Genomic DNA, 25,960 nt, shown 5'->3' on the forward strand with positions numbered 1-25,960 from the left:
ACTAAGGAAAAAGGTTACAAAGCCCGAAGTAACAGGTGCTGATACCGCCCTATAGAGGCATAAGGTTCTTGTCTGTTGTATTGCAGTTCAAGCTGCAGCAACTTATCAAATTCAGTTTCCTGCTCAGAGCGGTCACGCAGATAGTCATGGAAACAACGCACTCCGGTTTTGCCTTCAATCGCAAAACCAGCCTCTTTGCACCAGCGATAGACGTCGTCAGGTTGCAGCGGATTTTGCGGGCTTAAACTGACTTTTTTCTTAAAGGCCAAATCACGCAGCACATAGTTAAAATTGCCATAAATAATATTGCTCAGACGTTTAGCGTCTTTGTTATAAAACATCAGTGATAACAAACCGCCTTTTTGTACTAAAGCACGCAACTGCTTGATCGCCTCTGCCGGCTCATGCAGCCATTCCAACACCGCATGACATAACACCACAGGAAACGGCTGCCACTCTTGCTCAGACAACTGCTGCAAGGCCAGAGCATGGCATTGGATCTGCGTTTCCACTGCGCGATCTTTGGCATCCTGCAACGCCATATCCAGCATATCCTGCGACAGATCAGTTAACGTAACCTGATGGCCTTGCTCTGCTAAAGCCAGCGCCAGTTGGCCCTGCCCTGCACCTACATCCAGAATACGGCTGGGCTGCTGTAAATCGGCACATTCAGCAAAGTCCCGTAACAGCACGGCCTGGCGCACCCGGCCTTTGGTGGTTTGGTAAATGTTTTTCTGAAACTTGCCCGCTATACCGTCAAAATTGCGGTCCTGCTGCTTTTTAGTCACTGTTTATTACTCACTTGGTAAAACCCTTAAGCCGGATTGTCGATATCAATAAATTCACAGACCACACCGGTTTTCTGCTGCACATATGCAGCTAAAGCTTTGATGCCATAACGCTCAGTGGCATGGTGGCCAGCGGCAATAAAGTCGATACCCAGCTCGCGGGAGCTATGAATAGTTTGTTCCGACACTTCACCGCTGATAAAGAGTTCTGCGCCTGCGGCATAAGCCTGGTCGATATAAGACTGACCACCGCCCGTGCACCAGGCCAGTTGTGTTACAGGCTTATCCAGCACTGTGTGCAACAGCGGAGCGCGATTGAGCTCATAATGCAATCGATCTGCAATCTGCTGGCTGGTCATCGCCTTAGCTAAAGTGCCACGCATCAAGACGCCTGCCGGGCTGACACCTGGCACGGCATGCCACTGGGTTAAGCCCAGCTTTAATGCCAGTTGGGCATTGTTACCCAGCAGCGGGTGCACATCCAGCGGCAGATGGTAAGCAAGCAGGCTGATATCGTGTTTTAACAAGGTTTGTAAGCGGCGTTTTTTGATGCCAGTGATCACATAGTCTTCGTTTTTCCAAAAATAACCATGGTGCACCATAATGGCATCAGCACCAGTTGCTACAGCTGCATCCAGCAAAGCCTGAGAAGCAGTGACTCCAGCCACTATTTTTTTTATCTGGCTTTTGCCTTCAACCTGTAAACCGTTGGGGCAATAGTCTTTGATCAGGCTGCTTTGTAGTTCCAGATCCAAGAGTTGAACTAACGCCTGACGGCTGATTTCACTCATCTGTTGTCTCCTGTGCAAGGCTGTGTTTCAGCTCTGCCAATTTAGTTTTTGCTTCGATCCACTGCGCCATAAATTGTGTGCTGCGATGCTGATGATGCCTGAGCATAGCGCCAGTGAAGTTCATTAATCTGTGCTGTGACAGCTGTTGCTGCACGTCCATCAGTTGCTGCCAGACGCGGGGCTGATGTTGTACCAACGTGAAACGCTCTGCCAGAATGCGAAAGCCTTGCTGCTGCTTTTGCTGCCATAAAACCTGGTCCTGATACAAAAGCACAGCGGCCTCAGCGATTTGTTCAGCAGTTTCGCCAATAAGCCCGCCCCATAATCCATGATGCGCCATGCCTTCAGCCCCTATGGCCGTGGTGACACTAGGAGTGCCCTGCACCATGGCGTCAATAAATTTGCCTTTCAGGCCAGCACCAAAAGCCAAAGGAGCCAATAACACCCGGCAACTTTTAACCACTTCAGCTGCGCTTTCAGCCCAGCCTTTGAGCAGAAACCCCTCTTTAGGCTGATGCAACTGCGTGGCTTTAGGCGGCGGATAAGCGCCATAAATATGCAGCTCAGCCTTGGGCAACTGCTTACGGATTAGAGGCCAGATCTGCTGTTTAAGCCAAAGCACAGCCTGCCAGTTCGGTTCGTGCCGAAAATTACCAATAGAGACAAAATGCTGACGTTGTTCAAATAGCGGCAACTCAGTCAGAAGCTCTGCTTCTGCTGATGTTTCAAGCCAAAACGGGCTGTAACACAGCAGCTCTGTTGGCACCTTAAAATGTTCGATCAGTAACTGCATTTCCGCTTCTGAAATAATCAACGTCAGATCAGAGCGGTAAATAGCAGCTATTTCACGCTGCGCCTGCTCGCTGTGTAAATCATCCAGTGTCACAGCCCTGCCTGCTTTAAAAGCCTGCTGACGGGCTAAACGTAAAAAATGCAGATCTTCAGTATCTAATAATCGCAGCGCATCAGGGCATTGCTGCTCAACACGCCAGCCAAACTGCTCCTCCAGCATAAACCGGTCAAACATCACCACTGTGGGCTGCCACTGTTTTAATTGCTTATCAAAACTGCTGTCGTTTAACTGGATCTGCTGTTCAGCAATTTGCCACTGGCTTAAATCAAAACGGTGCGGGCTTTTTTCGGCTGGACTGGCAAAAATAACAGTCCAGTTCTGCTGGCGAAACATCGCCAGCAAAGACAACATGCGACTGCCGGCAGCAGAAGAATTAGGTTCGGGCCACACATAACCCACCACTAAAAGCACAGACATAAAGCCGATTTAATCCTGAAAAAACAAAGATAACTAGTTTACCTTTATCTCCGGAAAATAACGAATTGCATTGGATGCTTTTCCTAGCTCAGTGTTACCATAGCACTTTACAGCTCAGACCAGATACAACAGATCATGAAAGCAGTCACCAGCTATAGCGCAACGGAAGAAGTAAGCCATGCCATCAGTCATGGTGTAGGAGTATTCGCAAGTCTCATTGGCTTGTATCTGATGCTGGAGCTTAGCGCCGAAGCCGATATATGGCGTCAAATAAGCAGTTGGGTGTTTGGTCTGAGTTTAATTTTACTCTATGGCAGTTCAACCTTATATCACGCCATCCACAATCAGCAGCACAAACTTTGGCTGAGAAAGCTGGATCATTCGGCGATCTTTGTTTTGATTGCGGGCACCTATACCCCATTTACCTTGATCAGTTTAAGAGAGAACTGGGGCTGGTGGCTTTTTGCATTCGTCTGGACTGTTGCTCTGATTGGCGTGCTGTTGAAACTTTTAACCGGCGCAAAATACCAGAAACTATCTTTGGCTATGTATCTGCTTATGGGCTGGACTGTGATAGTAGCTATTAACCCTATGCTAACCTATGTGCCAGCAGCGGGCTTGTGGTGGCTATTGGCCGGCGGTGTACTCTATTCAGGTGGCGTAGCGTTTTATGTGCAAAAAACTTTATTTATGCATCATCTGATCTGGCACTTATTTGTACTCTCTGGCAGTGTTTGCCATTTCCTGGCCGTGTATTGGTATGTTTTGCCCCAGACAGTGGTTGGTTAAACTACCACTGTCTGGATAGGTGGTTTTACAGGTAGTTCGAACCAAAATAAGGCGCCATGCTCAGGTTCACTGTCAAAACCAATGGTGCCATGATGAGCTGCAACAATAGTTTTGCAAATGTTTAATCCCAGTCCTGTGCCTTCAGCTTTCCGACTGCTGGAGGCATCAGCCTGAGAAAACTTTTCAAAAATACGGTCGCGAAAATCATGCGGAATACCAGAGCCCTGGTCCTGCACTTCAAAGCGCACAACGCTTGTCTGTTGCATCAACTGCACCCTCACAGTCTGACCCGAGCCAGAGAACTTAATCGCATTGGATAATAAATTATCGACTACCTGCCGTATTCTGGTCTGATCGGCCACCACCTGGCACTCAACAAGCATCGTCTGAAAACTTACCTGATATTTAGCAGCATAAGGCGCAATGTTATCCAAGGCCTGCAGTATCAGAGGTTTTAACTCTATTAGCTCCAACGATAAGTTGAAATTACCGGATTCAAACTTTTGTAAATCTAACAGGTCGTTAATAAGCTGAGACAATCTTTCACTGTTGCCCAGGGCTGTTTGAAGCAAATGCTGGTAATGCGCAGAACTCTGGTCAACAGCATGACTGGCAAGTAAACCAACAGCTCCTCGTATGGAAGTTAAAGGGGTTCGCAGCTCATGGCTTACAGTGGAAATAAACTCATCTTTAAGATTATTCAATCGTTTTAGTTCTTTGTTATTTTCTGCCAGTTGCAACAGGCTCTGCTCGAGCTGTTTAGAGCGCAAGGACAAGGTCGCAGTGCTATCCTGCAACGCTTTGGTACGTTCGGCCACCATAGCTTCTAACACCGTCTGATTCGTCGCTCTTTCCTGCACTGATTGTTGCAATAACTTGTTAATTTGCCGCATATGCCGTAATCGATAAGCATGCCCTCCTAACAGCAGCAACAGCAAAGCCAGCACGAATATCACTATGACCCAGGTTCGTTGCCACCACAAAGGAAGCACGTCGATTTGCAGAGTTTGAGCCTGAGCTGCATACAAACCATGCTGATTTGAGCCCAGCACATTAAATTGATAGCTACCCGGCTCTAACTGACTGTAATTTACTTTGGTATAGCCAGTATTGTGTTGCCAATCGTTATCTACGCCTTTCAGCTGGTACATAAATTGATTTCGTTTAGCGTCATGAAAATCGAGGCTGGCAAGCTCAAGACTGATACTTTGTCCGGGTTTTAATTCAACAGAAGACCACGGTTTTTGCATTAAACCCGGTTTCAACTTTTTTTGGTCAACCCAGATGCCTGAAACCCGGGTTGTGGTTTTGTAATTATTAAGCCAAAGACGGTCTGTATTCACTATGGCTAAGCCCTTGGCAGTAGCAAGATATAAATCATTACTAGTTGATACTGAAAATGCTTTAAAAATCATTTCTTTGCTATTTAGGCCATCCTGCTCAGTAAAAGTAATTAAACGCCCCTGCTGGTAAGGTTTTAAAGTTAAACCGTAAGCCGACAGCAACCAGATATTGTTTTGTTTATCTGTATAAGCACCAAGTAACTCAGTGCTTGGAAGCTTTACCGCTTCAATCAGCACCGACAAAGCGCCAGTATCCAGATCTACACTGAGCAAGCCATTTCGGCTGCATATCAGTACCGTATTGTCTGGGCCCGGCGTAATACACTGAATATCTGCAGCGTGCTTCTGAGGTAACTTTGGGTTTAGGGACTCCAATTGCATGCTGACAGGATCCACTACAAATACTCCGGAGTAGCGGGTACCCAACCAGATTTTGCCCTGGATCTGCTGTACTACTTGCACCGCATCCCCAACTTTATTCTGAGCCATATCCTGCAACCAGTGTTGATGGTTTCCAGCCGGATCCCATCGCATCAAACCGTTTTGCCACAATCCTAGCCATAAACTTCCATCGGACAGACTAATGAGGTCCCGAACATTTTGCCACTGAACCCCCTCTTTGTTCTGACTTGAGTCAAGTTTACGCAACAGCTGACTTTGCTCATCAAACTGCCACAAGCCATTGTCAAGCCCAAGGTAAAGTTCTCCCCGAGCAGTTCTGGTGATTGCATTAACCCGAGCTGAGGTTGCAAAAGAGGCGACAGCACCTGTTTGGCGGTTGAGCTGATAAAATTGATCGGCAGCACCTAACCATAAAAAATTGTCTTCGACTTTTACCGCTGTGAGTGGCTTCGCAGCCAGGACAGCGGCTTGTTGGCCCCACTGCCTCAAATCAGTAAAAGCAGAAGGCTGATGCCTGCCGTAGAACAAACCTCTTTCTCTGCTGCCAATCCACAATAAACCACTTCGGTCGACCAATAAGGATCGTACATTGATGCCTGGTAATAACTGAGGACGCTCACCAAAAGGTTCAAACTGAGCGGTAGCTAAAGCTAATTTGTAGACGCCGTCAAAAGTCCCTACCAGCAGATTGCCTTGTTGATCATCGATCAGCACATTGATAATCGGCGTTTTGGCATCGCCATAAAAAGGCACGGTGCGAAACTCTGCAGAGGCAGGATCGAACTGGAGCAAAGCTGTGCGACCCCCGACCCAAATGTGCGAGCCATCGCTATACAAGGCGCGCATTTCATTATCAGCGCTTTGCGGACCATAGGCCTGATAGGCAACACTGAGTCCATCATTGACTGTCCATTGATGTAAACCTTTGCTGGTGGCAATCCAGATAGTGCCATCTTGTGTTTGCTCCAGCGCCCAAATTCGTTGATGAATAAGAGGTCGAGCACTCTGCGCTTCACCTATAACCTGCAATTGTCCATCGGGTGATAAACGTTGCAGACCATTGTTTGTGCCTATCCATAAAGCTCCGGTCTTATCGAGTAATAAAGTTTGAATATAATTACTGACTAAAGGCAGCACACTTTGAGGTTGGTCGGAGAAATGAGTGATGTGACCTGTCCGGATATCAATTTTACTCAACCCCATACCCCAGGTACCGACCCAGAGTTGTTGGTTTTTATCTATTAACAAGGCATCAATATCAGGCACCAACATATTTTCGCTGACTGAAGACGGCAGTACATCAAAAGCTTCCAACTCATAACCGTTGTATCGCAGTAAGCCCGTATTGGTCGAACCCAACCAAATATAGCCGTCATCATCCTGCAGTATTTTATAAATACTGGCATTGGGCAATCCATCATCCACACTAATACGAGTAAACTGCGCATCAGCACAGAGCATAAAGCTACAACTCACTAGCCACAGGGTCAGAATATAATGATGGAGCCTGACTTTCATTCATTCAGCCCTTTTCAGTATTAAAAACAGAATACAGATAACGCAATTTCAGCATAAGTAGAGCAGCTGCAGCAAATAGGTGTAAACAAACAATACCATAGCAACGGATCTTGACCAGAGCCTGAAATGGAAAAAATGCAGTTATGCTTTATCTCGCTGTTGCAATGCCATAAAATCGGCCCCATTGAATGATCAACTATGTGATCACTGATTTAAAATGCCGGAGTAATGCATGTCGACGATAAAACACAGCCGTTTATTGATTTTAGGTTCAGGCCCTGCGGGCTACACTGCGGCTGTTTATGCTGCGCGCGCCAATTTAAACCCGGTGCTGCTGACTGGTATGCAAGCAGGCGGTCAATTGACCACCACTACTGAAGTAGAAAACTGGCCGGGCGACCCACATGGTTTAACAGGACCAGCGCTGATGGAGCGTATGAAAGCTCATGCTGAAACGTTCAACACAGAAATTCTGTTTGATCATATCCACACTGTGGATTTCCAACAGCGCCCTTTTATCCTGACAGGTGACAACGGCCAGTACAGCTGTGACGCGCTGATTATCGCTACAGGCGCTTCAGCCAAGTATTTAGGCTTACCTTCAGAAGAAACCTACAACGGCCGTGGTGTGTCTGCCTGCGCCACCTGTGATGGTTTCTTTTACCGCAATCAAAAAGTTGCAGTGGTAGGTGGTGGTAATACTGCAGTTGAAGAAGCTCTGTATTTAGCCAATATCGCTTCAGAAGTGCATTTAGTGCACCGTCGCGATACCTTCAAAGCTGAAAAAATTCTGGTTGACCGTTTAATGGCGAAGGTCGCTGCAGGCAACATTATTCTGCACACCCACCGTGAACTGGAAGAAATTTTGGGTGACGATATGGGCGTCAACGGTATGCGCTTAAAGTCTACCAATGGCCAGCCAACTGAAGATGTAGCCGTAGCTGGTGTGTTTATCGCCATAGGTCATAAACCAAATACCGACATTTTTGCCGGTCAACTGGAAATGAATGGCGGTTATCTGAAAGTGCAAAGTGGCACTGAAGGTAACGCCACTCAAACCAGTATTGAGGGCGTATTTGCAGCAGGCGACGTGTCCGATCATATCTACCGTCAGGCTATTACCTCTGCAGGCACTGGCTGTATGGCTGCTTTAGATGCTGAGCGTTATTTAGACGCTTTAGCTAAATAACTATCCCGACCTTTCAAAGGGTAAATAGTGGTGATTTATTTACCCGAATTGTCAAAAGCGTCGCTTGAATTCCCTCCGGTCAGTCAGGCTCTGACTGAACCGGATGGTTTATTGGCCATGGGTGGTGATTTATCGCCAGAGCGTTTGTTAAAAGCCTATCAAAGCGGCATTTTCCCCTGGTTTAGCCCGGGCGATCCACTGTTGTGGTGGAGTCCGTCACAACGCGCCATTTTTAAGCCTGGTGTATTAAAACCTAACCGTACCTTGCGAAAACTACTGCATCATTCCAGTTTCCAAATCAGTATCAACAAAGCTTTTGCGCTGGTGATCAAAGCCTGCAGTGCACCACGGCCCTCACAGCAAGGCACCTGGATAGTACCGGATATCCAACAGGCTTATATTGCTTTGCATCAGCAAGGTCATGCTCACAGTATTGAAGTCTGGTCTGATGGCGAACTGGTCGGTGGCTGTTATGGCGTGATGGTCGGCCAGCTGTTTTGTGGTGAATCCATGTTCAACACTTTGCCTAATACAGCAAAAATTGCGCTTGCGGCCTTACAACAGCATTTATCAAGCTTTGCAACAGGCTATATTGATTGTCAGATGATGAATCCTTTTTTACAGCAGTTAGGAGCAGAGCCTTTGGCTCGCAGAACTTACCTGACTTTACTGGCGAACCATAAAACACTGTTCTGCCCCGCTGATAGTTGGCGTAAGCAGGATATTCAGTTGGAGCTTTAAGATGTCTGGCCTAAAACTGGGAGTTAGTCAGCAACAGCCATGCAATTATCTGCCCGACCGACAGGAGCGTTTGTTATTTACTCTGCCGGATGAGCCTTTGGATGCTCAGTTTTATCAGCAACTACTGACGCTGAATTTCAGGCGCAGCGGTGAACAGATTTATACCACCTACTGTGAAGGCTGCCAGCAATGTCAGTCGGTGCGGCTCGAGGCAACAGCATTTCAATTCAACAGCAGCCAACGTCGGGTCTGGAATAAAGCCAAACGCACGAGCTGGCGATATCAGTTAGTACAGCACAGCAATACCGAAGATTGTACAGAAAAGTATTATGCCCTGTATCAATGCTATATCGACAGCAAACACGCCGAAAGTTCGATGTCTCCGACCAGTCCGGAACAAATGACTTACTTGTGGCAAGCCAACTGGCTGAAGATACAGTTTTTAGAGCAATATATGGGCGACGATCTAGTGGCTGTGACCGTAGTCGACACTACTGCCGATGCCTTTTCTGCTGTCTACACTTTTTACCAGACTGGTCATACTTTGGCTTTTGGCACCCTGGCAATTCTGGCACTGATTGAACAAGCCAAAATCGAAAACATCAATTTTGTTTATCTTGGTTATTACATCCAGCACTGCCAAAAAATGAACTACAAGGCAAAATTTTTGCCACAGCAACGCTTTATAGCAGGAGAATGGCACTCATTTCGCTAAATCTGTCTATGTTGCTTTACTTATCTGCCCTTTTTCGGCAAAATCTGCGGCAGTTTTTTGAACTACTGAATTTAAATAAGAGGCTGGCACGCTGAATGGCGAAAGAAGACGTAATTGAAATGCAAGGGACTATCTTAGATACCCTGCCAAACACCATGTTTAAGGTCGAGTTAGAAAACGGCCACGTAGTTATTGCCCATATTTCAGGCAAAATGCGTAAAAACTACATTCGCATTTTGACAGGTGACAAAGTCACTGTTGAATTAACTCCTTACGATTTGACCAAAGGTCGCATCGTGTTCCGTCAACGTTAAGATTTGACGGAACCAGATAGCGCTAACGCTATTTGCTTTTCTAAAGAAAAACCCGGCAAGCCGGGTTTTTTCGTATTCTCGATGTGTGATGCTGTTTTATACCCAAGTAATTGCAGTTGCAGCGCGGCGGCAAGTGCGCGAGACCCCAGGAGCATAGTTCACCTATGTGACTGGGGCGAGATGGCGCAGTCAACAAAGCTGCAACTTCAAGAACGACGGGTATAAAGACCCAAGTAATGGGAGTTGAAGGGAGGCGACAAGCCAGAGAGACCCCAGGAGCATAGTTCACCTATGTGACTGGGGCGAGATGGCGCAGTCAACAAAGCTGCAGCTTCAAGAACGACGGGTATATCAGACTAAAGCTTCTTCTTCGTTGTAATCAAATTCCAACTCATCGCCTTTCAGATCAATCCGCACATCACCACCCTGCGCCAGTCGTCCAAACAAAATTTCGTTGGCCAAAGGTTTTTTCAGTTGCTCCTGAATCACCCGAGCCATAGGACGGGCACCCATTGCCTGATCATACCCTTTATCGGCCAGCCATTGACGGGCAGTACCACTGAGTTCCATCGACACTTGTTTTTTATCCAGCTGCACCTGCAAGTCGCAAACAAACTTATCAACAATTTGCAGAATAATGTCGCGGGATAAATGTTTAAACCAAATGATGCCATCCAGACGGTTTCTGAACTCAGGACTAAAAGTGCGGTTAATTTCGGCTAAAGCGTCGTGGCTGTGATCCTGTTGTTTAAAGCCGATGGTTTTACGCACCGTCTCCTGCACACCAGCATTAGTGGTCATCACCAAAATCACATTGCGGAAATCGACTTTACGGCCGCTGTTGTCGGTTAAAGTACCATGATCCATCACCTGCAACAGAATGTTATAGATATCAGTGTGGGCTTTTTCAATTTCATCCAAAAGTACCACTGAGTACGGATGTTTTGATACTGCATCGGTCAGCAAACCGCCCTGATCAAAACCTACATAACCAGGAGGCGCACCAATTAAACGGCTGACGGCATGACGTTCCATGTATTCGGACATGTCAAAACGCAACAACTCTACACCCATGATTTTGGCCAGCTGTTTAGTGACTTCGGTTTTACCTACCCCTGTTGGGCCTGCAAACAAGAAGTTACCAATAGGCTTTTCTTCGTTGCCTAAACCAGAGCGGGATAAACGAATAGCCGAAGTTAACACTTCAATAGGTTCATCCTGGCCAAAGACCACAAGTTTAAGATTACGATCTAAATTCGCCAGCACATCTTTATCTGAGGCAGACACTGACTTTTCAGGGATCCGCGCCATCTTGGCAATAATGTGCTCAATTTCTGGCACATTAATGACTTTTTTACGTTTGGAGACAGGCAACAAGCGCTGACTGGCACCGGCTTCGTCAATCACATCTATGGCTTTATCCGGTAAATGACGCTCGTTGATGTACTTAGCCGACAGCTCAGCTGCAGCACGCAAGGCCTTTTGGGTGTAACGGACGCCATGGTGCGCTTCGTAGCGCTCTTTTAAACCCTGCAGAATTTGCGTGGTATCATCGACGCTTGGTTCAACCACATCAATTTTCTGGAAACGGCGCACCAGCGCAGTGTCTTTCTCAAAGATGTTTTTAAATTCCTGATAGGTGGTTGAACCTATGCAACGTAAACGACCACTGGATAACAGCGGTTTAATCAGATTGGATGCGTCCATTACCCCACCGGACGCTGCACCAGCACCAATAACCGTATGAATTTCGTCGATGAACAGTACTGCATCTTTTTCGTTTTCGATTTCTTTCAACAAGGATTTTAAGCGTTTCTCAAAATCACCACGGTACTTGGTGCCTGCCAGCAAAGAGCCCATATCCAGCGAGTAAATAGTAGCGTTGGCTATGACTTCCGGGACTTGTTTGTTGACGATGCGATAAGCCAGACCTTCAGCAATGGCGGTTTTACCCACCCCCGCTTCCCCTACCAGTAACGGGTTATTTTTCTTGCGACGGCACAACACCTGAATGGTTCGTTCCAGCTCCATATCACGGCCAACCAAAGGATCGATCTGACCATTTTTTGCCAGCACATTCAGATTGGCTGTGAAGCTTTCCAGGTATTTGTTTTCTTCAACCTGCACATCACCATTTTCATCTTGCTGCTCATCCTGCTGCTCGATTTTTTCGGTTTTAATCACACCATGAGAAATGTAATTAACGATATCCAACCGGCTGATATCGATTTTTTTCAGCAAATAAACAGCTTGTGATTCCTGCTCACTGAAAATAGCGACTAATACATTAGCGCCCGTAACTTCGGATTTCCCCGACGACTGCACGTGAAACACAGCTCTTTGCAGCACACGCTGAAATCCAAGCGTAGGCTGCGTGTCGCGGTCCGTATCGTCCTCTGGTAACAGAGGGGTGGTTGTATCAATAAAATGCGATAAATCGAGCCGCAGACGGTCTATATTGGCTCCACAAGACTTTAATGCTTCGCCTGCTGCCGGGTTATCCAATAACGCTAACAATAAATGTTCTACCGTCATGTATTCATGACGTTTTTCCCGCGCAAATCGAAATGCCAGATTTAAGGTTAACTCAAGATCTTTGTTCAACATACAACATCACTCCTAATCCACCTGAGTTACTACAGCAGTTGTTTGGCGTTAAGCTCGTTCCATAGTACATAACAATGGATGTTCGTGCTCTTTCGCATAAATGGACACTTGCTGAACTTTGGTCTCCGCTACCTCGGCTGTGAACACCCCACAAACCGCCATACCCTCGTAATGCACTTGCAACATAATTTCACTGGCTTTTTCATACTGCATATTAAAAAACCGGGTTAACACATCAATGACAAAATCCATTGGAGTATAGTCGTCGTTGTGAAGTATCACTTTATACATAGAGGGTGGTTTAACCTGTTGCCGGGTTTTATCCACCACTCCGTGATCTAGTACGTTGTTTTCTTTATAACCGCTCATAAACTATAGCTACGCCTGTTCAAAGCATCAAAATTGCATTGATGTATTTTTGTTGGACCTAAAGCCACTACGACCTTTACGGCCACATGTATTCTGTATCTTATAGATAGTATCTGCGGCCTCTGTTTACAAGTCTGCAAAAAACTTGACTAGTTGCACAAATTATCTACAGTGAATAGTGGAGTCTGCCAGCAGCTCCCCGTTGCTCCGCTTTAGAATACAGAATTTAGCTAACTTAGAGAAGGAAGTAGTATGGCTACCGGTAAAGTGAAATGGTTCAATAATGCCAAAGGATTTGGGTTTATTCGTGAAGATGGTCGTGACGAAGACATCTTTGCCCATTATTCAACCATTAACATGGATGGCTACCGTACGCTGAAGGCCGGCCAGGACGTGGTGTTTGACCTGTCTGAGGGCCCAAAAGGTTTACATGCAGTAAATATAGCACTGCCAGATGGCGAGAAGCCTGAATGACCACCTGAAGCTCACATATCCATATGAAATGCCGGCTAAAGCCGGCATTTTTCTTTGCTCTCTAATTAACTATGGTTCGTCTTAAAATTTGATACGGGCAGGTTGTAGGGGCCGCGGCTTGTCCCGGCCCGTCCATAAGCACCGCGGTATCATTAGACGGGAGAGGACAAGCCTCTCCCCTACAGTGAATTACAGTGCAGCTAATGCCTGATTAAAGGTATCGCTTGGACGCATAGCTTTTGACGCTAACACTTCGTCTGGTTTGTAATAACCACCTATATCTACTGCTTTACCTTGCACAGAATTTAATTCCTGCACAATTTTGGCTTCGTTTTCAGCTAAAGCTTTAGCCAGTGGAGCAAACTGAGCAGCTAAGGCTGCGTCTTTGCCTTGTGCGGCCAGAGCTTCAGCCCAATAGAAGGCCAGATAGAAGTGGCTGCCACGGTTGTCTAACTGCCCCAGTTTACGGGTTGGTGACTTATCGTTATCCAAGAACTTGGCGGTTGCCTGATCCAAGGCGTCAGCCAGTACCTGAGCTTTGGCATTGCCCGTGACCTGGCTTAAATGCTCCAGAGAAGCCGCCAAAGCCAGGAATTCACCTAACGAATCCCAACGTAAGTGGTTTTCTTCAACAAACTGTTCAACGTGCTTAGGAGCAGAACCACCGGCACCAGTTTCAAACAAACCACCACCGTTCATCAGAGGCACAATAGACAGCATCTTGGCGCTGGTACCTAATTCCAGAATTGGGAATAAGTCTGTTAAGTAGTCACGTAACACGTTGCCTGTGACAGAAATGGTATCCAGACCTTCTTTGATACGTTTTAACGTATGACGGGTTGCGTCTTCCGGTGACATGATCTGAATATCTAAACCGCTGGTGTCGTGATCTTTTAAATAACGTTCTACTTTAACAATCAGCTGAGCATCGTGAGCACGGTTTTTGTCTAACCAGAATACCGCAGGAGTTTTGCTTAAACGGGCACGGTTAACCGCCAGTTTGACCCAATCCTGGATTGGAGCATCTTTGGCCTGACACATACGCCAGATATCGCCTTGCTCAACATTGTGTTGAATCAGCACAGTACCAGCGGCATCGACTACCCGCACCTGACCTGCTGCTTTGATTTCAAAGGTCTTGTCGTGTGAGCCGTACTCTTCGGCTTTTTGCGCCATTAAACCTACGTTTGGCACTGAGCCCATAGTACGAGGGTCAAAAGCACCGTGTTCACGGCAGAAGTTGATGGTTTCCTGATATACGCCTGCGTAGCAACGGTCAGGGATAATAGCTTTGGTATCTTTTAACTTGCCATCCGGGCCCCACATCTGGCCAGAAGAACGGATAGCAGCAGGCATAGAAGCATCAATAATCACATCGCTTGGCACATGCAGGTTCGTGATGCCTTTATCAGAGTTCACCATCGCTAAAGCGGGTTGCGTGGCATACACAGCTTTGATGTCGGCTTCAATTTCAGCTTTTTTCTCAGCTGGCAGTTTGGCGATTTTTGCGTAGACATCACCTAAACCGTTGTTGGCGTCGACACCTAATTCAGCAAAAGTAGCGGCGTGTTTTTCAAACACGTCTTTGAAGAACACAGTCACCACATGACCAAACATAATAGGGTCAGACACTTTCATCATGGTGGCTTTTAAATGCACAGACAGCAATACGTCTTTGGCTTTGGCATCCGCAATTTCTGCGGCGATAAAATCACGCAGAGCTTTTTTGCTCATGGCTGAAGCATCAATGATTTCGCCGGCTTTTACTGCGGTTTTTTCTTTCAGAACTGTCACACTGCCATCAGCTGCTACATGCTCAATACGCACCTGACCTGCCTCAGCAATAGTGACTGACTGTTCGCTGCCGTAGAAATCACCAGCGCTCATGTGAGCCACATGAGATTTCGACTCTTTGCTCCATGCACCCATAGAATGTGGGTTCTTACGGGCATACTGTTTAACAGAAGCCGGAGCACGACGGTCAGAGTTACCTTCACGCAATACAGGATTCACCGCACTGCCTTTGACTTTGTCGTAACGGCTGCGGGCTTCTTTTTCTTCCGCTGTTTTTGGGTCTTCTGAGTAATCAGGCAGCGCATAGCCTTTGGCTTGCAATTCTTTAATAGCAGCCACTAACTGTGGGATGGAAGCACTGATATTCGGTAATTTGATGATGTTGGCTTCTGGCGTATTCGCCAGCTCGCCTAAACCTGTTAAGGCATCTGGCTGACGCTGTGCTTCAGTCAGAAATTCAGGGAACAAGGCAACAATACGGCCAGCCAGAGAAATGTCCTGAGTTTCAACGTCAATGTCAGCAGTTTTGGCAAAAGCTTCCACTACAGGTAAAAAAGAATAGGTGGCGAGTGCCGGGGCTTCGTCCGTAATAGTGTAGATAATTTTTGAGGTGGTCATATCGTTTCCTGGATTTACAGCAAAATTGAGTCGTTAGCCAGGCGCGTCTCACTTGATGCGGCCTATGCTGTTTAAAACGTTACAGTTACTCGTGGTGTTCGAGTATAACAGCGCTCATTCTAAGAGCCTAGTCAAGGACATGCGCTTTACGACAGAAGTAGTAGATGCCCAAACTCTGACGCGCTTTATATTACTTAAATGTCAGCCGGAAAACAGAGTTATGCGGCCCGACCACTTGAGCAACGTTAACGATTTATGGGCGTTTTGCATCAATTACAACAAAAGATCGGTTTTTTTGTTCATATATGGCATAAATAGACTGTCTTGTTGTTTTTTCGTCGTCTTCTTTTAATTCCAAGTCCTCATTTAAGGAGCCTGCTGTTTATGTCTCGTCCTTTATTACATTTAACTGTCGCCGCTGTGTTGTATTTTCAAGGGCGTTATTTACTGGTGGAAGAAAAAGATAAAAGCTCCGGCCGCCTGGTACTGAATCAGCCTGCAGGCCACGTCGAGGAAAATGAGGATGTAATCAGTGCTATTAAGCGGGAGTTACAGGAAGAAACCGGGCTGAGCTTAGAGCCTGATGCCTGGCTTGGTATTTCTCAACTCAAAGCTGCCAATGGCCATTTTTATGTGCGGGTGAATTTTGTCTTTACCCCCACCAAATTACCCGTTGTTTATCAGCCGCAAGACTCTGATATTCTGGCGCTGCATTGGTTAAGTCTGGCTGAGCTGAACGCACATCCCCTGCCCGTACGCAGTCAACTGGTGCTTGATGCCATTACGCAGTTTGAGCAAAAGCAGTTGCTGCCACTGAGTCAGATTAAAAACCCGATCATCCATTCAGATTAGAAACACTGTCGCATATTCCGGCTTATTAACATTTTTTGCTAAAGAATTTGGTGCTATAATCCGCGCCCGTTCCCATCCAGCCAGTAAAAAGTGCGGTGTAATGTCAGATAACAGCAGCAAAAAAGTCATTGTCGGTATGTCCGGTGGTGTGGATTCCTCAGTGTCCGCTTATCTTTTGATCCAGCAAGGCTATCAAGTAGAAGGCCTGTTTATGAAGAACTGGGAAGAAGATGACGACAGCGAATACTGCGCTGCTGCTGACGACTTAAGAGATGCTCAGGCGGTCTGTGACAAGCTGGGTATCAAACTGCATAAAGTCAACTTTGCCGCTGAATACTGGGATAATGTGTTTGAATATTTCCTTGAGGAATATAAAGCCGGCCGTACGCCTAATCCAGATATCATGTGCAACAAGGAAATTAAATTTAAAGCTTTCCTTGAATTTGCTGCCGAAGCTTTAGGTGCCGACTACATAGCTACAGGCCATTATGTACAGCGCCGTGAAGTCGCAGGTCATTGGCAGTTATTGCGGGGCCTGGATAGCAATAAAGATCAAAGCTATTTTCTCTATACCATAGGTGAAGAACATGTGGCGCAAACCCTGTTCCCTGTCGGTGATCTGGAAAAACCTCTGGTACGGGCTATTGCGGAAGAACAAGGTTTAATTACGCACGATAAAAAAGACAGCACAGGCATTTGTTTTATCGGCGAACGTAAATTTAAAGATTTCCTGCAAAAATATCTGCCGGCTCAGCCTGGTGATATTTACACAGTAGACGGCGATAAAATTGGTCAGCACGATGGCCTGATGTATCACACTTTAGGCCAGCGTAAAGGTTTACGTATTGGTGGCTTAAAAGATGGTGATGATCAGCCCTGGTATGTGGTGTCAAAAGATTTGAGCAATAACCGTCTTATTGTTGCTCAGGGCCATGACCATCCAAGTATGTTCTCCAAAGGGTTAGTTGCGAACCAATTGCACTGGGTCGATCGTACAGGCCCACAGCAGGCACTGCGCTGCACAGTCAAAACCCGTTATCGTCAGACCGATATTCCATGCACCCTGACCCCTATGCCGGATGGCACTGTGGTTGTGGTATTTGATCAGCCTCAAAAAGCCGTTACTCCTGGTCAGTCTGCTGTGTTTTACAGCGACGAGATTTGTTTGGGTGGTGGCATTATTAATTCGGCCATACAGTAAACTATGCAACACAGTATTCAGACTCAAACCCTTGCTCTGGCCGGTATGTGCCAAGCACTCAAGCTATTACAGCAAGTCACCCGTACCAACGATGTAGCACTGGCTGATTTGCAGTTGTGTTTAGCCAGTATCGCTAATTTATCCCCGGCTGAGCCGTTGGATATTTATGGTAAAGATCTGGCGAACTTGCGCGCAGGTTATCAGTGTCTGGTGGATCAGTTAGGTGACAATCAACGCAAAGATGTGGAACTGACCCGTTATGTGGTGTCCGTCATTGCACTGGAGCGTAAGCTGACAAAAAACCGCGACAATCTGGATAATCTGGGTAAACGCTTATCCCGTTTAGAGCAGCAACTGCAGCATTTTGCTATTACCGATGAAAACATTATTGCCAATCTGGCCGATATTTATGTCGAATGCATCAGTTCTTTAGGTACCCGAATTCAGGTCGCTGGTCAGCCAGAACTGCTAAAACAGCAATTGGTACAGCATAAAGTTCGCGCTTTGCTATTGGCCGCTATTCGAGCTGTGGTGTTATGGCGCCAGTCCGGTGGCAGCCGTCTGCATTTTATCTTCAAACGCAAAGCCCTGCTGAATGAAGCCAAATCCGTTTTACACACTATTGCCCCAACCCATTCATAGGAGCACCTAATGGAATTATCAGCATTAACCGCCATCTCCCCTGTAGATGGCCGCTATGGCTCAAAAGCCAGCGAGCTGCGTGAGTTTTTTAGTGAATATGGTTTAATCAAATTCCGGGTGACTGTGGAAGTACGTTGGTTGCAAAAATTAGCAGCCACAGCAGCTATCACTGAAGTTCCGGCTTTATCCGACAGTGCCAATGCGCTGTTAAACGGAATTGTCGACAATTTCAGCCTTGCTGATGCACAGCGTGTGAAAGACATTGAGCGCACCACCAACCATGACGTTAAAGCTGTTGAGTATTTATTAAAAGAAAAAGTAGCAGATCATGCTGAATTAGCAGCAGTCAGTGAGTTTATTCACTTTGCCTGTACTTCAGAAGACATCAATAACCTGTCGCACGGTTTGATGTTAGGTGCAGCCCGTGATGAAGTGCTGCTGCCACTCTGCGATCAGTTATTAAACGAAATCAAAGCCTTAGCTCATAAGTACAAAGCTATCCCTATGATGGCCCGTACTCATGGTCAGCCAGCCTCTCCTACCACTTTAGGTAAAGAGATGGCGAACGTGTATATGCGTTTAAAGCGTCAACGTGAGCAAATTGCCAAGGTTGAATTGCTGGGTAAAATCAACGGCGCTGTAGGTAACTACAATGCGCATTTATCCGCTTACCCTAACCTGAACTGGCATCAATTTGCAGAAGAGTTCGTGACAAGCCTTGGTTTAAGCTGGAACCCTTACACTACGCAGATTGAACCTCATGATTATATTGCAGAGCTGTTTGACGCTATCGCGCGTTTTAATACCATACTGCTCGACTTCGACCGTGACGTCTGGGGTTATATCGCTTTAGGTCACTTCAAACAGCGCACTATTGCCGGTGAAATTGGTTCCTCTACAATGCCGCATAAAGTGAACCCAATCGACTTTGAAAACTCCGAAGGTAACCTGGGTCTGGCTAACGCCATATTCCAGCATTTATCGTCCAAGTTACCGGTATCGCGCTGGCAGCGTGACTTAACAGACTCGACTGTGCTGCGTAACTTAGGCGTAGGTTTTGCGTACACTGTCATTGCTTACCATGCCAGCCTTAAAGGCATCAGCAAACTGGAAGTGAACGAAGCCAACCTGCTCAGCGAGTTGGATCAGAACTGGGAATTACTGGCAGAGCCGGTACAAACAGTGATGCGTAAATATGGCATTGAACAGCCGTATGAAAAGCTGAAAGAGCTGACCCGCGGCAAACGTATTACACCAGCTGACTTAGCGTTGTTTATCGATAAATTAGAGCTACCTGCAGAAGTAAAAGCAGAATTAAAAGCATTGCGTCCTGATAACTACTTAGGCGCAGCAATCGAACTTGTTGATTTATTAAACTAAACTAATCAGCACTTCAGAACCTTCAACAGGGCGATTCAATCGCCCTGTTTTTATGGTGAATCAGAACTATGTACCAATTATTTTTAAATGAATTAACTCCAGCACAGTTTTTAGCAGAGTACTGGCAAAAAAACCCTTTGCTGATCAAAGCCGGTTTTAAAAACTTTATCGACCCTATCAGTCCGGATGAACTGGCTGGTCTTGCCGGTGAAGAAGAAATCGAATCCCGTATTGTCAGTAATAAAAATGCGGTATGGGATATGGAAACCGGTCCTTTTGAAGATTTCAGCCATTTAGGCGAAGAAGGCTGGACTTTGTTAGTGCAGGCTGTCGATCACTGGCATCCGCACTCTGCTGCATTGATAGAGCCGTTCCGGTTTATTCCAAACTGGCGTATTGATGATTTGATGGTGAGCTTTTCTACCGCTGGTGGTGGTGTAGGCCCGCACTTGGACCAATACGATGTCTTCATTATCCAGGGCCAGGGCAAACGCCATTGGCGCGTGGGTATGCCAGACAGCAGCTTACAACAGCACTGTCCTCACCCACGTTTATTGCAGGTCACTCCTTTTATCGACTGCATTGATGTGATCACTGAACCTGGCGATATTTTATATATCCCGCCGGGTTGCCCACACGATGGTATCTCTTTGGACCCGTCACTGAACTACTCTGTCGGCTTCCGCGCTCCTGCGCAAAAAGATTTACTGACAGGTTTGGCTGATCATCTGATTGACCAAGACATCACTGGCCGTCGTTTCACCGATCCAGAGCGTCAAATACCAGCGTCAGTCGGAGCGATCAGCGAACAGGATCTGAGTCAGGTTCAGGATTTACTACGTCAATTAGTAGAAGACAAAAATCTTGCCGCTCAGTGGTTTGGCAGTTATATCAGCCATGCTAAACATGAACTGGATACCACAGAGCCTGATCCTCATTATGAAACTGATGAAATTGCAGAGTATCTGGAAGAAGGTTCAGTGCTCGCCAAATTAGGTGGCTTACGCACTTTGTACTATCAGAGCAATCCAGCTGAAGATATTCAACTTTTTATTAATGGCGACCGCTTCTTGGTACCGGTGACAGAGCTTGAGACCGTGAAAAAACTGACCGATCAGATCAGCCTTAGCCAGGAAGACTGCCAGCATTTTGCTGCTGATAACGGCCGCTTACAGCTCCTAACACTGCTGATCAATAAAGGCTACTGGTACTTTACTGAATAGCTTCTGACCTGCTGGTGACCTGAAGAAAAAAACCGCCGATGGCGGTTTTTTGTCTTCGAACGCATGTAAAGATTTATATACTAGCAGCACATTTAACTCTGCTTGCCCCATAACTCTTCTTTATCAAAGAGTTCATACAAACCATGGGCACGCTGAACTAATAGATTGGCAAAATCCACTTTAGTTTGATCCAAAGTACCTGCATTTATCAGTTGTTCAGCTTTTAATTGCCAATTGAATGAAAAAGCGCGCACAGCCTCCCGAGCATCTTTTGCTGCAGAGAGGGGCAAATGGTCTGTAGGTAAATCACCACTTATTACCCAATATTGTTGACGGTTTTGTGCTGTAATCTTCCACACCGCTACTATTGGTGTTAAATAACGAGATTCTGACACAGCAACATTGTCAGGCAATATGCCTTTTTCGGCCAGGTATTGGTTTGCTTTTTGAAACTGAGCACGAACCCAGTCGTTGTTTGCCTGGTCTTGTTGCTCTGGATTTATCTGATCAGTCATTACATTTTCCTCTGCTAAAGTCGCGCTACTTTATGTGACTCAATCCAGACAATCAAGGCTTGGCTTTAATTGTCGACAATCACCTGGTCTTACCAGATTTTGTTTTTACAGAACGATGGCGAAAGTCTAATTGAAATGATACATTCCGCGGCGCAAAAAGTCCCTTATCCTGCCCTGCAAGGTGCAGTGAGTTATATCAACGGAGAACAAGTCGTGGCTGTATTTAACCATCCTGAATTTGATAACCATGAACAAGTCGTATTCTGCAGTGATGAAAGCACTGGCTTAAAAGCCATTATTGCGATTCACAGCACAGCCCTCGGTCCTGCAACAGGTGGCTGCCGTATGTGGGATTATGTTGCGGATGAAGATGCATTAGTCGACGTACTGCGCTTATCCCGCGGTATGACTTACAAAAACGCTATGGCAGGCCTGCCATTAGGCGGTGGCAAGGCAGTTATTATTGGTGATGCAAAGAAAATCAAATCTGAAGCCTTATTCCGTAAATTTGGTCAGTTTGTACACTCCTTAAGCGGTCGTTATGTCAGCGCTGAAGATGTGAATATCACAACCGGTGATATCATGATCGTCAATAAAGAAACGCCTTATGTGGCTGGCTTAGAAGGTTTGAGTGGTAATCCGGGCCCCTTTACAGCACTTGGAACTTATCGTGGCATCAAGGCTGCTGCAAAGCATAAGTTTGGTACAGATGATTTAAATGGCCTGACTGTTGCCGTTCAGGGTTTAGGCAGTGTTGGTTTTTATCTGTGTGAATACCTGCATAAAGAAGGTGCCAAACTGATCGTCACTGATATCAATCAGGACGCTGTCAGCCGCGCCGTAACGCAGTTTAACGCCACTGCTGTAGGCTTAGATGACATCTATGCTGTAGAGTCTGACATCTATGCTCCTTGCGCTTTAGGTGCCACTATTAATGACATCACTATCACTGAACTGAAATGCAAAATTATTGCTGGTTGCGCAAATAATCAACTGAAAGAAAGCCGTCACGGTGAAATGTTGCGCCAGAAAGGCATTCTGTATGCACCTGACTATGTGATCAATGCAGGTGGTATTATCAATGTGGCGATGGAAATGCGTGCTCAAGGTTATAACGAAGAAGAGTCCACCACCAAAGTGAACCAGATTTACCATACGCTGCTTAATATCTTCGAACGAGCAGACGCACAACTGAAACCAACCAATGAAGTAGCTGATTTAATGGCGCAGGAAATTATCCGTAACGCTCGTTAACAGTAAAAGGGTCAGGCCTTGAATGTTGAATTCAACATTCAAGGCCTGACGCTACTATTCAAGAACGCGGGGTATACCAGTCAGTCCAGTCTTTCGTTAGCCAGTAGACTTGTAAACTTGCAGTTTCAGCAGCGAGCTTAGAAAACAAATCATAGTTCGATAAATTCACTGTCAATAAACAATTCCAGCCACAATTCACTGGTCTGAAGGTTGCGCTGGAAGCCGCATACACCTGCGCATTCAACTGATGCATTTGCGATAATTTTTTTACTCTGAGCGCATGATAATCACTGCTGATAAACAAATAGTTTTTGGTTTTATCCAACCTCTGCGATAAAGCGGCAAACTCATGATAAGTTGTTGAGCCACCATCAAAACACTGGATAGCCGCATATTCGGTTTTTTGTTTCAACAGCTCCTCGTAAGGCGCACAGTGCAAGGTGGTCATATAAATATTGACTGGCCGCTGCTGAGCATTAATCATCAGAGCCAGCTGATTAATTCGATTACTGGCGCAATCTGGCAAGCTGTGTTCATTGCCTCCACAGCCTAAAAGTACATATTCACCGGTAAAATTAGCTGGCAGCGCCGTCGTACTGATTTGCGTGTTGTACCAATCCCGCACCTGATTGGCAACCAGCGTATTGCCTGCCAGATAAAACCAAATCAGCAACAACCATAACCCTTTGCGGCGATAGTACAGGCAGGCGAAAAAAAACAACCAGAGAAATATATTCTGTGGGTATAAAAAGGGTTCTAAAAAATCTTTCACTTTGATTCCTTCCACTGAACTGGATCTGTCACTACTTATACCCAAAGTAATTGATGTTGTAGCGAGGCGACAAGTTTGCAAACCCCGAGCAGCATAGTACTCCTATGAGCAATTGGATTGAAGCGAGAACTCGCTGGTCATGCCAACAATCAGGTACCACACATTACCGGGGCGAGACATGCAATCAATAAAGCTGCAGCTTTAAGTAAGTAGGCTATCACGATACCACAGACAGAATCAGTCACCATTCAGCTAACACTGTTATTTTATTAAAAATTTTCCAGAAGCAGCCATCTGTCATCTAAGCTTTCTGGCGTGCTGTGATAATATGTTGGCAAATAAAAACCCATGTTGCAGGTTAATGGAGTTCAGTATGTTTAAAACGGTATCGGTGATTGGTTTAGGCTATATAGGCTTGCCTACGGCAGCCATGTTGGCATCACGCAAGCTGCGGGTTATTGGTATAGACGTGAATCAACACGCAGTAGATACCATCAATCAAGGTAAAATTCATATAGTAGAACCTGAGCTGGATATGCTGGTTCACGCTGCCGTGACTGGAGGTTATTTATCAGCTCAAACCAACCCAGTGGCTGCTGATGCTTTTATGATTGCGGTCCCAACGCCATTTTTTGATGACCTGTCGCCAGATTTGACTTATGTTGAAGCGGCGGTTAAATCTATTGCGCCAGTGCTGGCAAAAGGTAACTTAGTGGTACTGGAATCAACCAGCCCGGTCGGTACCACTGAAAAAATCTGTCAGTGGATCAGTGAAGCCCGTCCTGATTTAACAGTACCTACAGACTCATCCCAGCCAGACATTCACGTGGCCTATTGCCCTGAGCGTGTATTGCCAGGCCGTGTTGTGTATGAACTGATTGCCAATGACCGTATAGTCGGTGGTTTAACACCAGCCTGTTCTGAAAAAGCCAAAATGCTCTACCAGACTTTTGTTACTGGGGATTGTTTAATTTCTGACGCTCGCACTGCAGAGATGTCAAAACTGACCGAAAATGCTTTCCGTGACGTGAATATAGCTTTTGCCAACGAACTGTCTTTAATTTGTGATGAGCTGGACATTAATGTCTGGGAACTGATTAAAATGGCCAACCGTCACCCTCGGGTAAACATTCTCACACCCGGCGCTGGTGTAGGCGGACACTGTATCGCTGTTGATCCTTGGTTCATAGTGCACTCAGCACCAGAGCAAGCGAAACTAATTCGCACAGCCCGGGAAGTGAACGATTTTAAACCTCAATGGGTACTGCAGAAAATTTTATCTACTGTAGCTAATCACTCGTTACACAAGCCTTCTGTGGCCTGTTTTGGTTTAGCCTTTAAACCGGATATCGATGACTTACGTGAAAGCCCAGCCTTGCACATTGTGAATGAGTTAGCCTCAGCCTATCAAGGTAAGATTTACGCAGTGGAACCTAACGTTGATCAAACCAATAAGCTGGCTGACAATGTCGAACTGGTCTCTGTTGAACAAGGCTTAAAATCCGACATTATCGTTATCCTGGTGAATCACAAAGGGTTTGGCGATTTAGACTTCAGCAAAAACAGCCTGATCAACGTGGTTGGCCCACTGCGCTCTGCGCATTAAGCTAACCTGTTAGATCTGCACCGGGCCGATTCATCAAAATCGGCCTTTTTTATCGCTTCGAAACTTCAGATCTGCGCAATACCTGTTGCCGGACTTCTGCATAAGCACTTTCCCGCCAGGATTTAGTTGCCTCATGCATCCAAGAAAACATAGCGATCTTGACGTTGCTCTATTGCCACACAATATCCAGCACCTTATTTATTTGAGCAATAAGTTGCTCTCCTTGAGGGCTTTTGTTGCAAGTCATTTAGGATACAGCATCAGGAGAGGCATCTGAGACTGCCCTACTCTGCGACTGACTTTGTTCATGTTGTTGATTCTACTTCTGGCAAAAACGCCAGTCGCTTTTGCTACTCCACAACATAATCTACCCGCCTCGGTAATAGTAAAGCAGCGGCATTGATTTGGCTGATGAACTTCTGTGAAATAGCGTTGGCATGCTACACAGCATCCAGCACTGAGGATGGATAAGATCGATTTGGCTGATACACCCGGGGTCTTGTTTTATCCTGCACCAACTGAAGCAAATCGACACTGCAGTTGCGCTGAATGGCTTGATGCTATTTTAAATCCGGGCTTTACATGAAATGCACAGCCAAACCTGACAGCACGGCAACAGCTTTCGAATAGCTGCGGGTTGCTGCTTTTTCCCGGTAAAAAGTGCGCCAAAGCTGCAAAGATTCTGGCTGTTCTGCAGAAAAGCTTGCTCCAGTCTTGGAAAGTTAACCACTTTCACCTGATGTGTCAGATGAACTAAACCTGCCATCACCAACTTTTGCTGGCCTATCAAAAG

Annotated in this window: 22 protein-coding genes; 13 read left to right on the forward strand and 9 right to left on the reverse strand. The window is 46.1% G+C overall.

Annotation, left to right across the window (positions count from 1 at the left end; all coding sequences use genetic code 11):
- Nucleotides 1-14: 14 nt before the first annotated feature.
- The 3 genes from EMM73_RS00275 to EMM73_RS00285 are packed head-to-tail and all read right to left on the reverse strand — an operon-like array spanning nucleotide 15 to nucleotide 2,849.
- Nucleotides 15-788: a methyltransferase domain-containing protein gene (locus EMM73_RS00275; protein ID WP_127684459.1), complete on the reverse strand. Its 774-nt coding sequence runs from the start codon at nucleotides 786-788 to the stop codon at nucleotides 15-17.
- A gap of 26 nt (nucleotides 789-814) precedes the next feature.
- On the reverse strand, nucleotides 815-1,579 hold the full coding sequence (locus EMM73_RS00280) for a Nif3-like dinuclear metal center hexameric protein (RefSeq protein WP_127684460.1): 765 nt from the start codon (nucleotides 1,577-1,579) through the stop codon (nucleotides 815-817).
- The gene (locus EMM73_RS00285; RefSeq protein ID WP_127684461.1) at nucleotides 1,572-2,849 is read right to left on the reverse strand and encodes a glycosyltransferase; all 1,278 of its coding nucleotides are present in this window, start codon (nucleotides 2,847-2,849) and stop codon (nucleotides 1,572-1,574) included. Before EMM73_RS00285 ends, EMM73_RS00280 begins: the two co-directional genes overlap by 8 nt.
- A 135-nt stretch (nucleotides 2,850-2,984) precedes the next feature.
- Here EMM73_RS00285 and trhA point away from each other — a divergent pair, with 135 nt between their 5' ends.
- On the forward strand, nucleotides 2,985-3,638 hold the full coding sequence (trhA, locus tag EMM73_RS00290; RefSeq protein ID WP_127684462.1) for a PAQR family membrane homeostasis protein TrhA: 654 nt from the start codon (nucleotides 2,985-2,987) through the stop codon (nucleotides 3,636-3,638).
- Here the strand turns inward: trhA and EMM73_RS00295 are convergent.
- Nucleotides 3,635-6,901 (reverse strand): sensor histidine kinase, encoded by a 3,267-nt coding sequence (locus tag EMM73_RS00295; protein WP_127684463.1) that lies wholly within the window; start codon nucleotides 6,899-6,901, stop codon nucleotides 3,635-3,637. The genes trhA and EMM73_RS00295 overlap by 4 nt on opposite strands.
- Nucleotides 6,902-7,133: 232 nt before the next feature.
- Between EMM73_RS00295 and trxB the strand changes: the two genes are divergently transcribed.
- From trxB to infA, 4 genes are all read left to right on the forward strand, one after another.
- Nucleotides 7,134-8,090 (forward strand): thioredoxin-disulfide reductase, encoded by a 957-nt coding sequence (gene trxB / locus EMM73_RS00300; protein ID WP_127684464.1) that lies wholly within the window; start codon nucleotides 7,134-7,136, stop codon nucleotides 8,088-8,090.
- 27 nt (nucleotides 8,091-8,117) lie between these two features.
- A complete protein-coding gene (gene aat, locus EMM73_RS00305) occupies nucleotides 8,118-8,831 on the forward strand; it encodes a leucyl/phenylalanyl-tRNA--protein transferase (protein ID WP_127684465.1) in 714 nt (237 codons plus the stop codon).
- A 1-nt stretch (nucleotide 8,832) separates the two neighbouring features.
- Nucleotides 8,833-9,546 carry an arginyltransferase gene (locus tag EMM73_RS00310; protein WP_127684466.1) on the forward strand — a complete coding sequence of 238 codons (714 nt, stop codon included), beginning with the start codon at nucleotides 8,833-8,835 and terminating at the stop codon, nucleotides 9,544-9,546.
- A 95-nt stretch (nucleotides 9,547-9,641) separates the two neighbouring features.
- A complete protein-coding gene (infA, locus tag EMM73_RS00315; protein WP_008610216.1) occupies nucleotides 9,642-9,860 on the forward strand; it encodes a translation initiation factor IF-1 in 219 nt (72 codons plus the stop codon).
- Nucleotides 9,861-10,211: 351 nt separating this feature from the next.
- Here the strand turns inward: infA and clpA are convergent, their stop codons facing one another.
- The gene (gene clpA / locus EMM73_RS00320) at nucleotides 10,212-12,467 is read right to left on the reverse strand and encodes an ATP-dependent Clp protease ATP-binding subunit ClpA (protein WP_127684467.1); all 2,256 of its coding nucleotides are present in this window, start codon (nucleotides 12,465-12,467) and stop codon (nucleotides 10,212-10,214) included.
- Nucleotides 12,468-12,515: 48 nt separating this feature from the next.
- Nucleotides 12,516-12,836, reverse strand: coding sequence for an ATP-dependent Clp protease adapter ClpS (clpS, locus tag EMM73_RS00325; protein ID WP_127684468.1), 321 nt, complete (start codon nucleotides 12,834-12,836; stop codon nucleotides 12,516-12,518).
- Nucleotides 12,837-13,088: 252 nt separating this feature from the next.
- On the opposite strand from clpS, the gene cspD reads away from it, so the two are divergent.
- A complete protein-coding gene (cspD, locus tag EMM73_RS00330) occupies nucleotides 13,089-13,310 on the forward strand; it encodes a cold shock domain-containing protein CspD (RefSeq protein ID WP_008899354.1) in 222 nt (73 codons plus the stop codon).
- A gap of 189 nt (nucleotides 13,311-13,499) precedes the next feature.
- On the opposite strand, the gene EMM73_RS00335 is transcribed toward cspD, so the two are convergent.
- Complete coding sequence (locus tag EMM73_RS00335) at nucleotides 13,500-15,722, reverse strand: NADP-dependent isocitrate dehydrogenase (protein WP_127684469.1); 2,223 nt, start codon at nucleotides 15,720-15,722, stop codon at nucleotides 13,500-13,502.
- Between the two features lie 384 nt (nucleotides 15,723-16,106).
- On the opposite strand from EMM73_RS00335, the gene EMM73_RS00340 reads away from it, so the two are divergent.
- The 5 genes from EMM73_RS00340 to EMM73_RS00360 all read left to right on the forward strand — a co-directional run bounded on the left by EMM73_RS00340 (nucleotide 16,107) and on the right by EMM73_RS00360 (nucleotide 21,020).
- A complete protein-coding gene (locus tag EMM73_RS00340; protein WP_127684470.1) occupies nucleotides 16,107-16,574 on the forward strand; it encodes an NUDIX domain-containing protein in 468 nt (155 codons plus the stop codon).
- A gap of 100 nt (nucleotides 16,575-16,674) precedes the next feature.
- Nucleotides 16,675-17,775 (forward strand): tRNA 2-thiouridine(34) synthase MnmA, encoded by a 1,101-nt coding sequence (mnmA, locus tag EMM73_RS00345; protein ID WP_127684471.1) that lies wholly within the window; start codon nucleotides 16,675-16,677, stop codon nucleotides 17,773-17,775.
- Nucleotides 17,776-17,778: 3 nt separating this feature from the next.
- Nucleotides 17,779-18,417: a high frequency lysogenization protein HflD gene (hflD, locus tag EMM73_RS00350; protein WP_127684472.1), complete on the forward strand. Its 639-nt coding sequence runs from the start codon at nucleotides 17,779-17,781 to the stop codon at nucleotides 18,415-18,417.
- 9 nt (nucleotides 18,418-18,426) lie between these two features.
- Nucleotides 18,427-19,797 (forward strand): adenylosuccinate lyase, encoded by a 1,371-nt coding sequence (gene purB, locus EMM73_RS00355; RefSeq protein ID WP_127684473.1) that lies wholly within the window; start codon nucleotides 18,427-18,429, stop codon nucleotides 19,795-19,797.
- A 68-nt stretch (nucleotides 19,798-19,865) separates the two neighbouring features.
- The gene (locus EMM73_RS00360; RefSeq protein WP_127684474.1) at nucleotides 19,866-21,020 is read left to right on the forward strand and encodes a ribosomal protein uL16 3-hydroxylase; all 1,155 of its coding nucleotides are present in this window, start codon (nucleotides 19,866-19,868) and stop codon (nucleotides 21,018-21,020) included.
- A gap of 92 nt (nucleotides 21,021-21,112) precedes the next feature.
- Here the strand turns inward: EMM73_RS00360 and EMM73_RS00365 are convergent, their stop codons facing one another.
- Nucleotides 21,113-21,535 carry a DUF4826 family protein gene (locus tag EMM73_RS00365; RefSeq protein WP_127684475.1) on the reverse strand — a complete coding sequence of 141 codons (423 nt, stop codon included), beginning with the start codon at nucleotides 21,533-21,535 and terminating at the stop codon, nucleotides 21,113-21,115.
- Nucleotides 21,536-21,604: 69 nt separating this feature from the next.
- Between EMM73_RS00365 and EMM73_RS00370 the strand changes: the two genes are divergently transcribed.
- A complete protein-coding gene (locus EMM73_RS00370; protein ID WP_315851030.1) occupies nucleotides 21,605-22,789 on the forward strand; it encodes a Leu/Phe/Val dehydrogenase in 1,185 nt (394 codons plus the stop codon).
- Between the two features lie 58 nt (nucleotides 22,790-22,847).
- Here the strand turns inward: EMM73_RS00370 and EMM73_RS00375 are convergent, their stop codons facing one another.
- Complete coding sequence (locus EMM73_RS00375) at nucleotides 22,848-23,561, reverse strand: hypothetical protein (protein WP_127684476.1); 714 nt, start codon at nucleotides 23,559-23,561, stop codon at nucleotides 22,848-22,850.
- 373 nt (nucleotides 23,562-23,934) lie between these two features.
- Here EMM73_RS00375 and wecC point away from each other — a divergent pair, with 373 nt between their 5' ends.
- Nucleotides 23,935-25,167: a UDP-N-acetyl-D-mannosamine dehydrogenase gene (wecC, locus tag EMM73_RS00380; protein WP_127684477.1), complete on the forward strand. Its 1,233-nt coding sequence runs from the start codon at nucleotides 23,935-23,937 to the stop codon at nucleotides 25,165-25,167.
- Nucleotides 25,168-25,960 lie beyond the last annotated feature (793 nt).

It is taken from the genome of Rheinheimera sediminis, from assembly GCF_004005375.1.
Taxonomy (GTDB): domain Bacteria; phylum Pseudomonadota; class Gammaproteobacteria; order Enterobacterales; family Alteromonadaceae; genus Pararheinheimera.

What these genes read in the sequence shown, in the direction of transcription:
- EMM73_RS00280 (WP_127684460.1), bottom strand. Translation starts at nt 1,579, where the DNA reads ATGAGTGAAATCAGCCGTCAGGCGTTAGTTCAACTCTTGGATCTGGAA.
- EMM73_RS00285 (WP_127684461.1), bottom strand. Translation starts at nt 2,849, where the DNA reads ATGTCTGTGCTTTTAGTGGTGGGTTATGTGTGGCCCGAACCTAATTCT.
- trhA (WP_127684462.1), top strand. Translation starts at nt 2,985, where the DNA reads ATGAAAGCAGTCACCAGCTATAGCGCAACGGAAGAAGTAAGCCATGCC.
- EMM73_RS00295 (WP_127684463.1), bottom strand. Translation starts at nt 6,901, where the DNA reads ATGAAAGTCAGGCTCCATCATTATATTCTGACCCTGTGGCTAGTGAGT.
- trxB (WP_127684464.1), top strand. Translation starts at nt 7,134, where the DNA reads ATGTCGACGATAAAACACAGCCGTTTATTGATTTTAGGTTCAGGCCCT.
- EMM73_RS00310 (WP_127684466.1), top strand. Translation starts at nt 8,833, where the DNA reads ATGTCTGGCCTAAAACTGGGAGTTAGTCAGCAACAGCCATGCAATTAT.
- infA (WP_008610216.1), top strand. Translation starts at nt 9,642, where the DNA reads ATGGCGAAAGAAGACGTAATTGAAATGCAAGGGACTATCTTAGATACC.
- clpA (WP_127684467.1), bottom strand. Translation starts at nt 12,467, where the DNA reads ATGTTGAACAAAGATCTTGAGTTAACCTTAAATCTGGCATTTCGATTT.
- clpS (WP_127684468.1), bottom strand. Translation starts at nt 12,836, where the DNA reads ATGAGCGGTTATAAAGAAAACAACGTACTAGATCACGGAGTGGTGGAT.
- cspD (WP_008899354.1), top strand. Translation starts at nt 13,089, where the DNA reads ATGGCTACCGGTAAAGTGAAATGGTTCAATAATGCCAAAGGATTTGGG.
- EMM73_RS00335 (WP_127684469.1), bottom strand. Translation starts at nt 15,722, where the DNA reads ATGACCACCTCAAAAATTATCTACACTATTACGGACGAAGCCCCGGCA.
- EMM73_RS00340 (WP_127684470.1), top strand. Translation starts at nt 16,107, where the DNA reads ATGTCTCGTCCTTTATTACATTTAACTGTCGCCGCTGTGTTGTATTTT.
- mnmA (WP_127684471.1), top strand. Translation starts at nt 16,675, where the DNA reads ATGTCAGATAACAGCAGCAAAAAAGTCATTGTCGGTATGTCCGGTGGT.
- hflD (WP_127684472.1), top strand. Translation starts at nt 17,779, where the DNA reads ATGCAACACAGTATTCAGACTCAAACCCTTGCTCTGGCCGGTATGTGC.
- purB (WP_127684473.1), top strand. Translation starts at nt 18,427, where the DNA reads ATGGAATTATCAGCATTAACCGCCATCTCCCCTGTAGATGGCCGCTAT.
- EMM73_RS00360 (WP_127684474.1), top strand. Translation starts at nt 19,866, where the DNA reads ATGTACCAATTATTTTTAAATGAATTAACTCCAGCACAGTTTTTAGCA.
- EMM73_RS00365 (WP_127684475.1), bottom strand. Translation starts at nt 21,535, where the DNA reads ATGACTGATCAGATAAATCCAGAGCAACAAGACCAGGCAAACAACGAC.
- wecC (WP_127684477.1), top strand. Translation starts at nt 23,935, where the DNA reads ATGTTTAAAACGGTATCGGTGATTGGTTTAGGCTATATAGGCTTGCCT.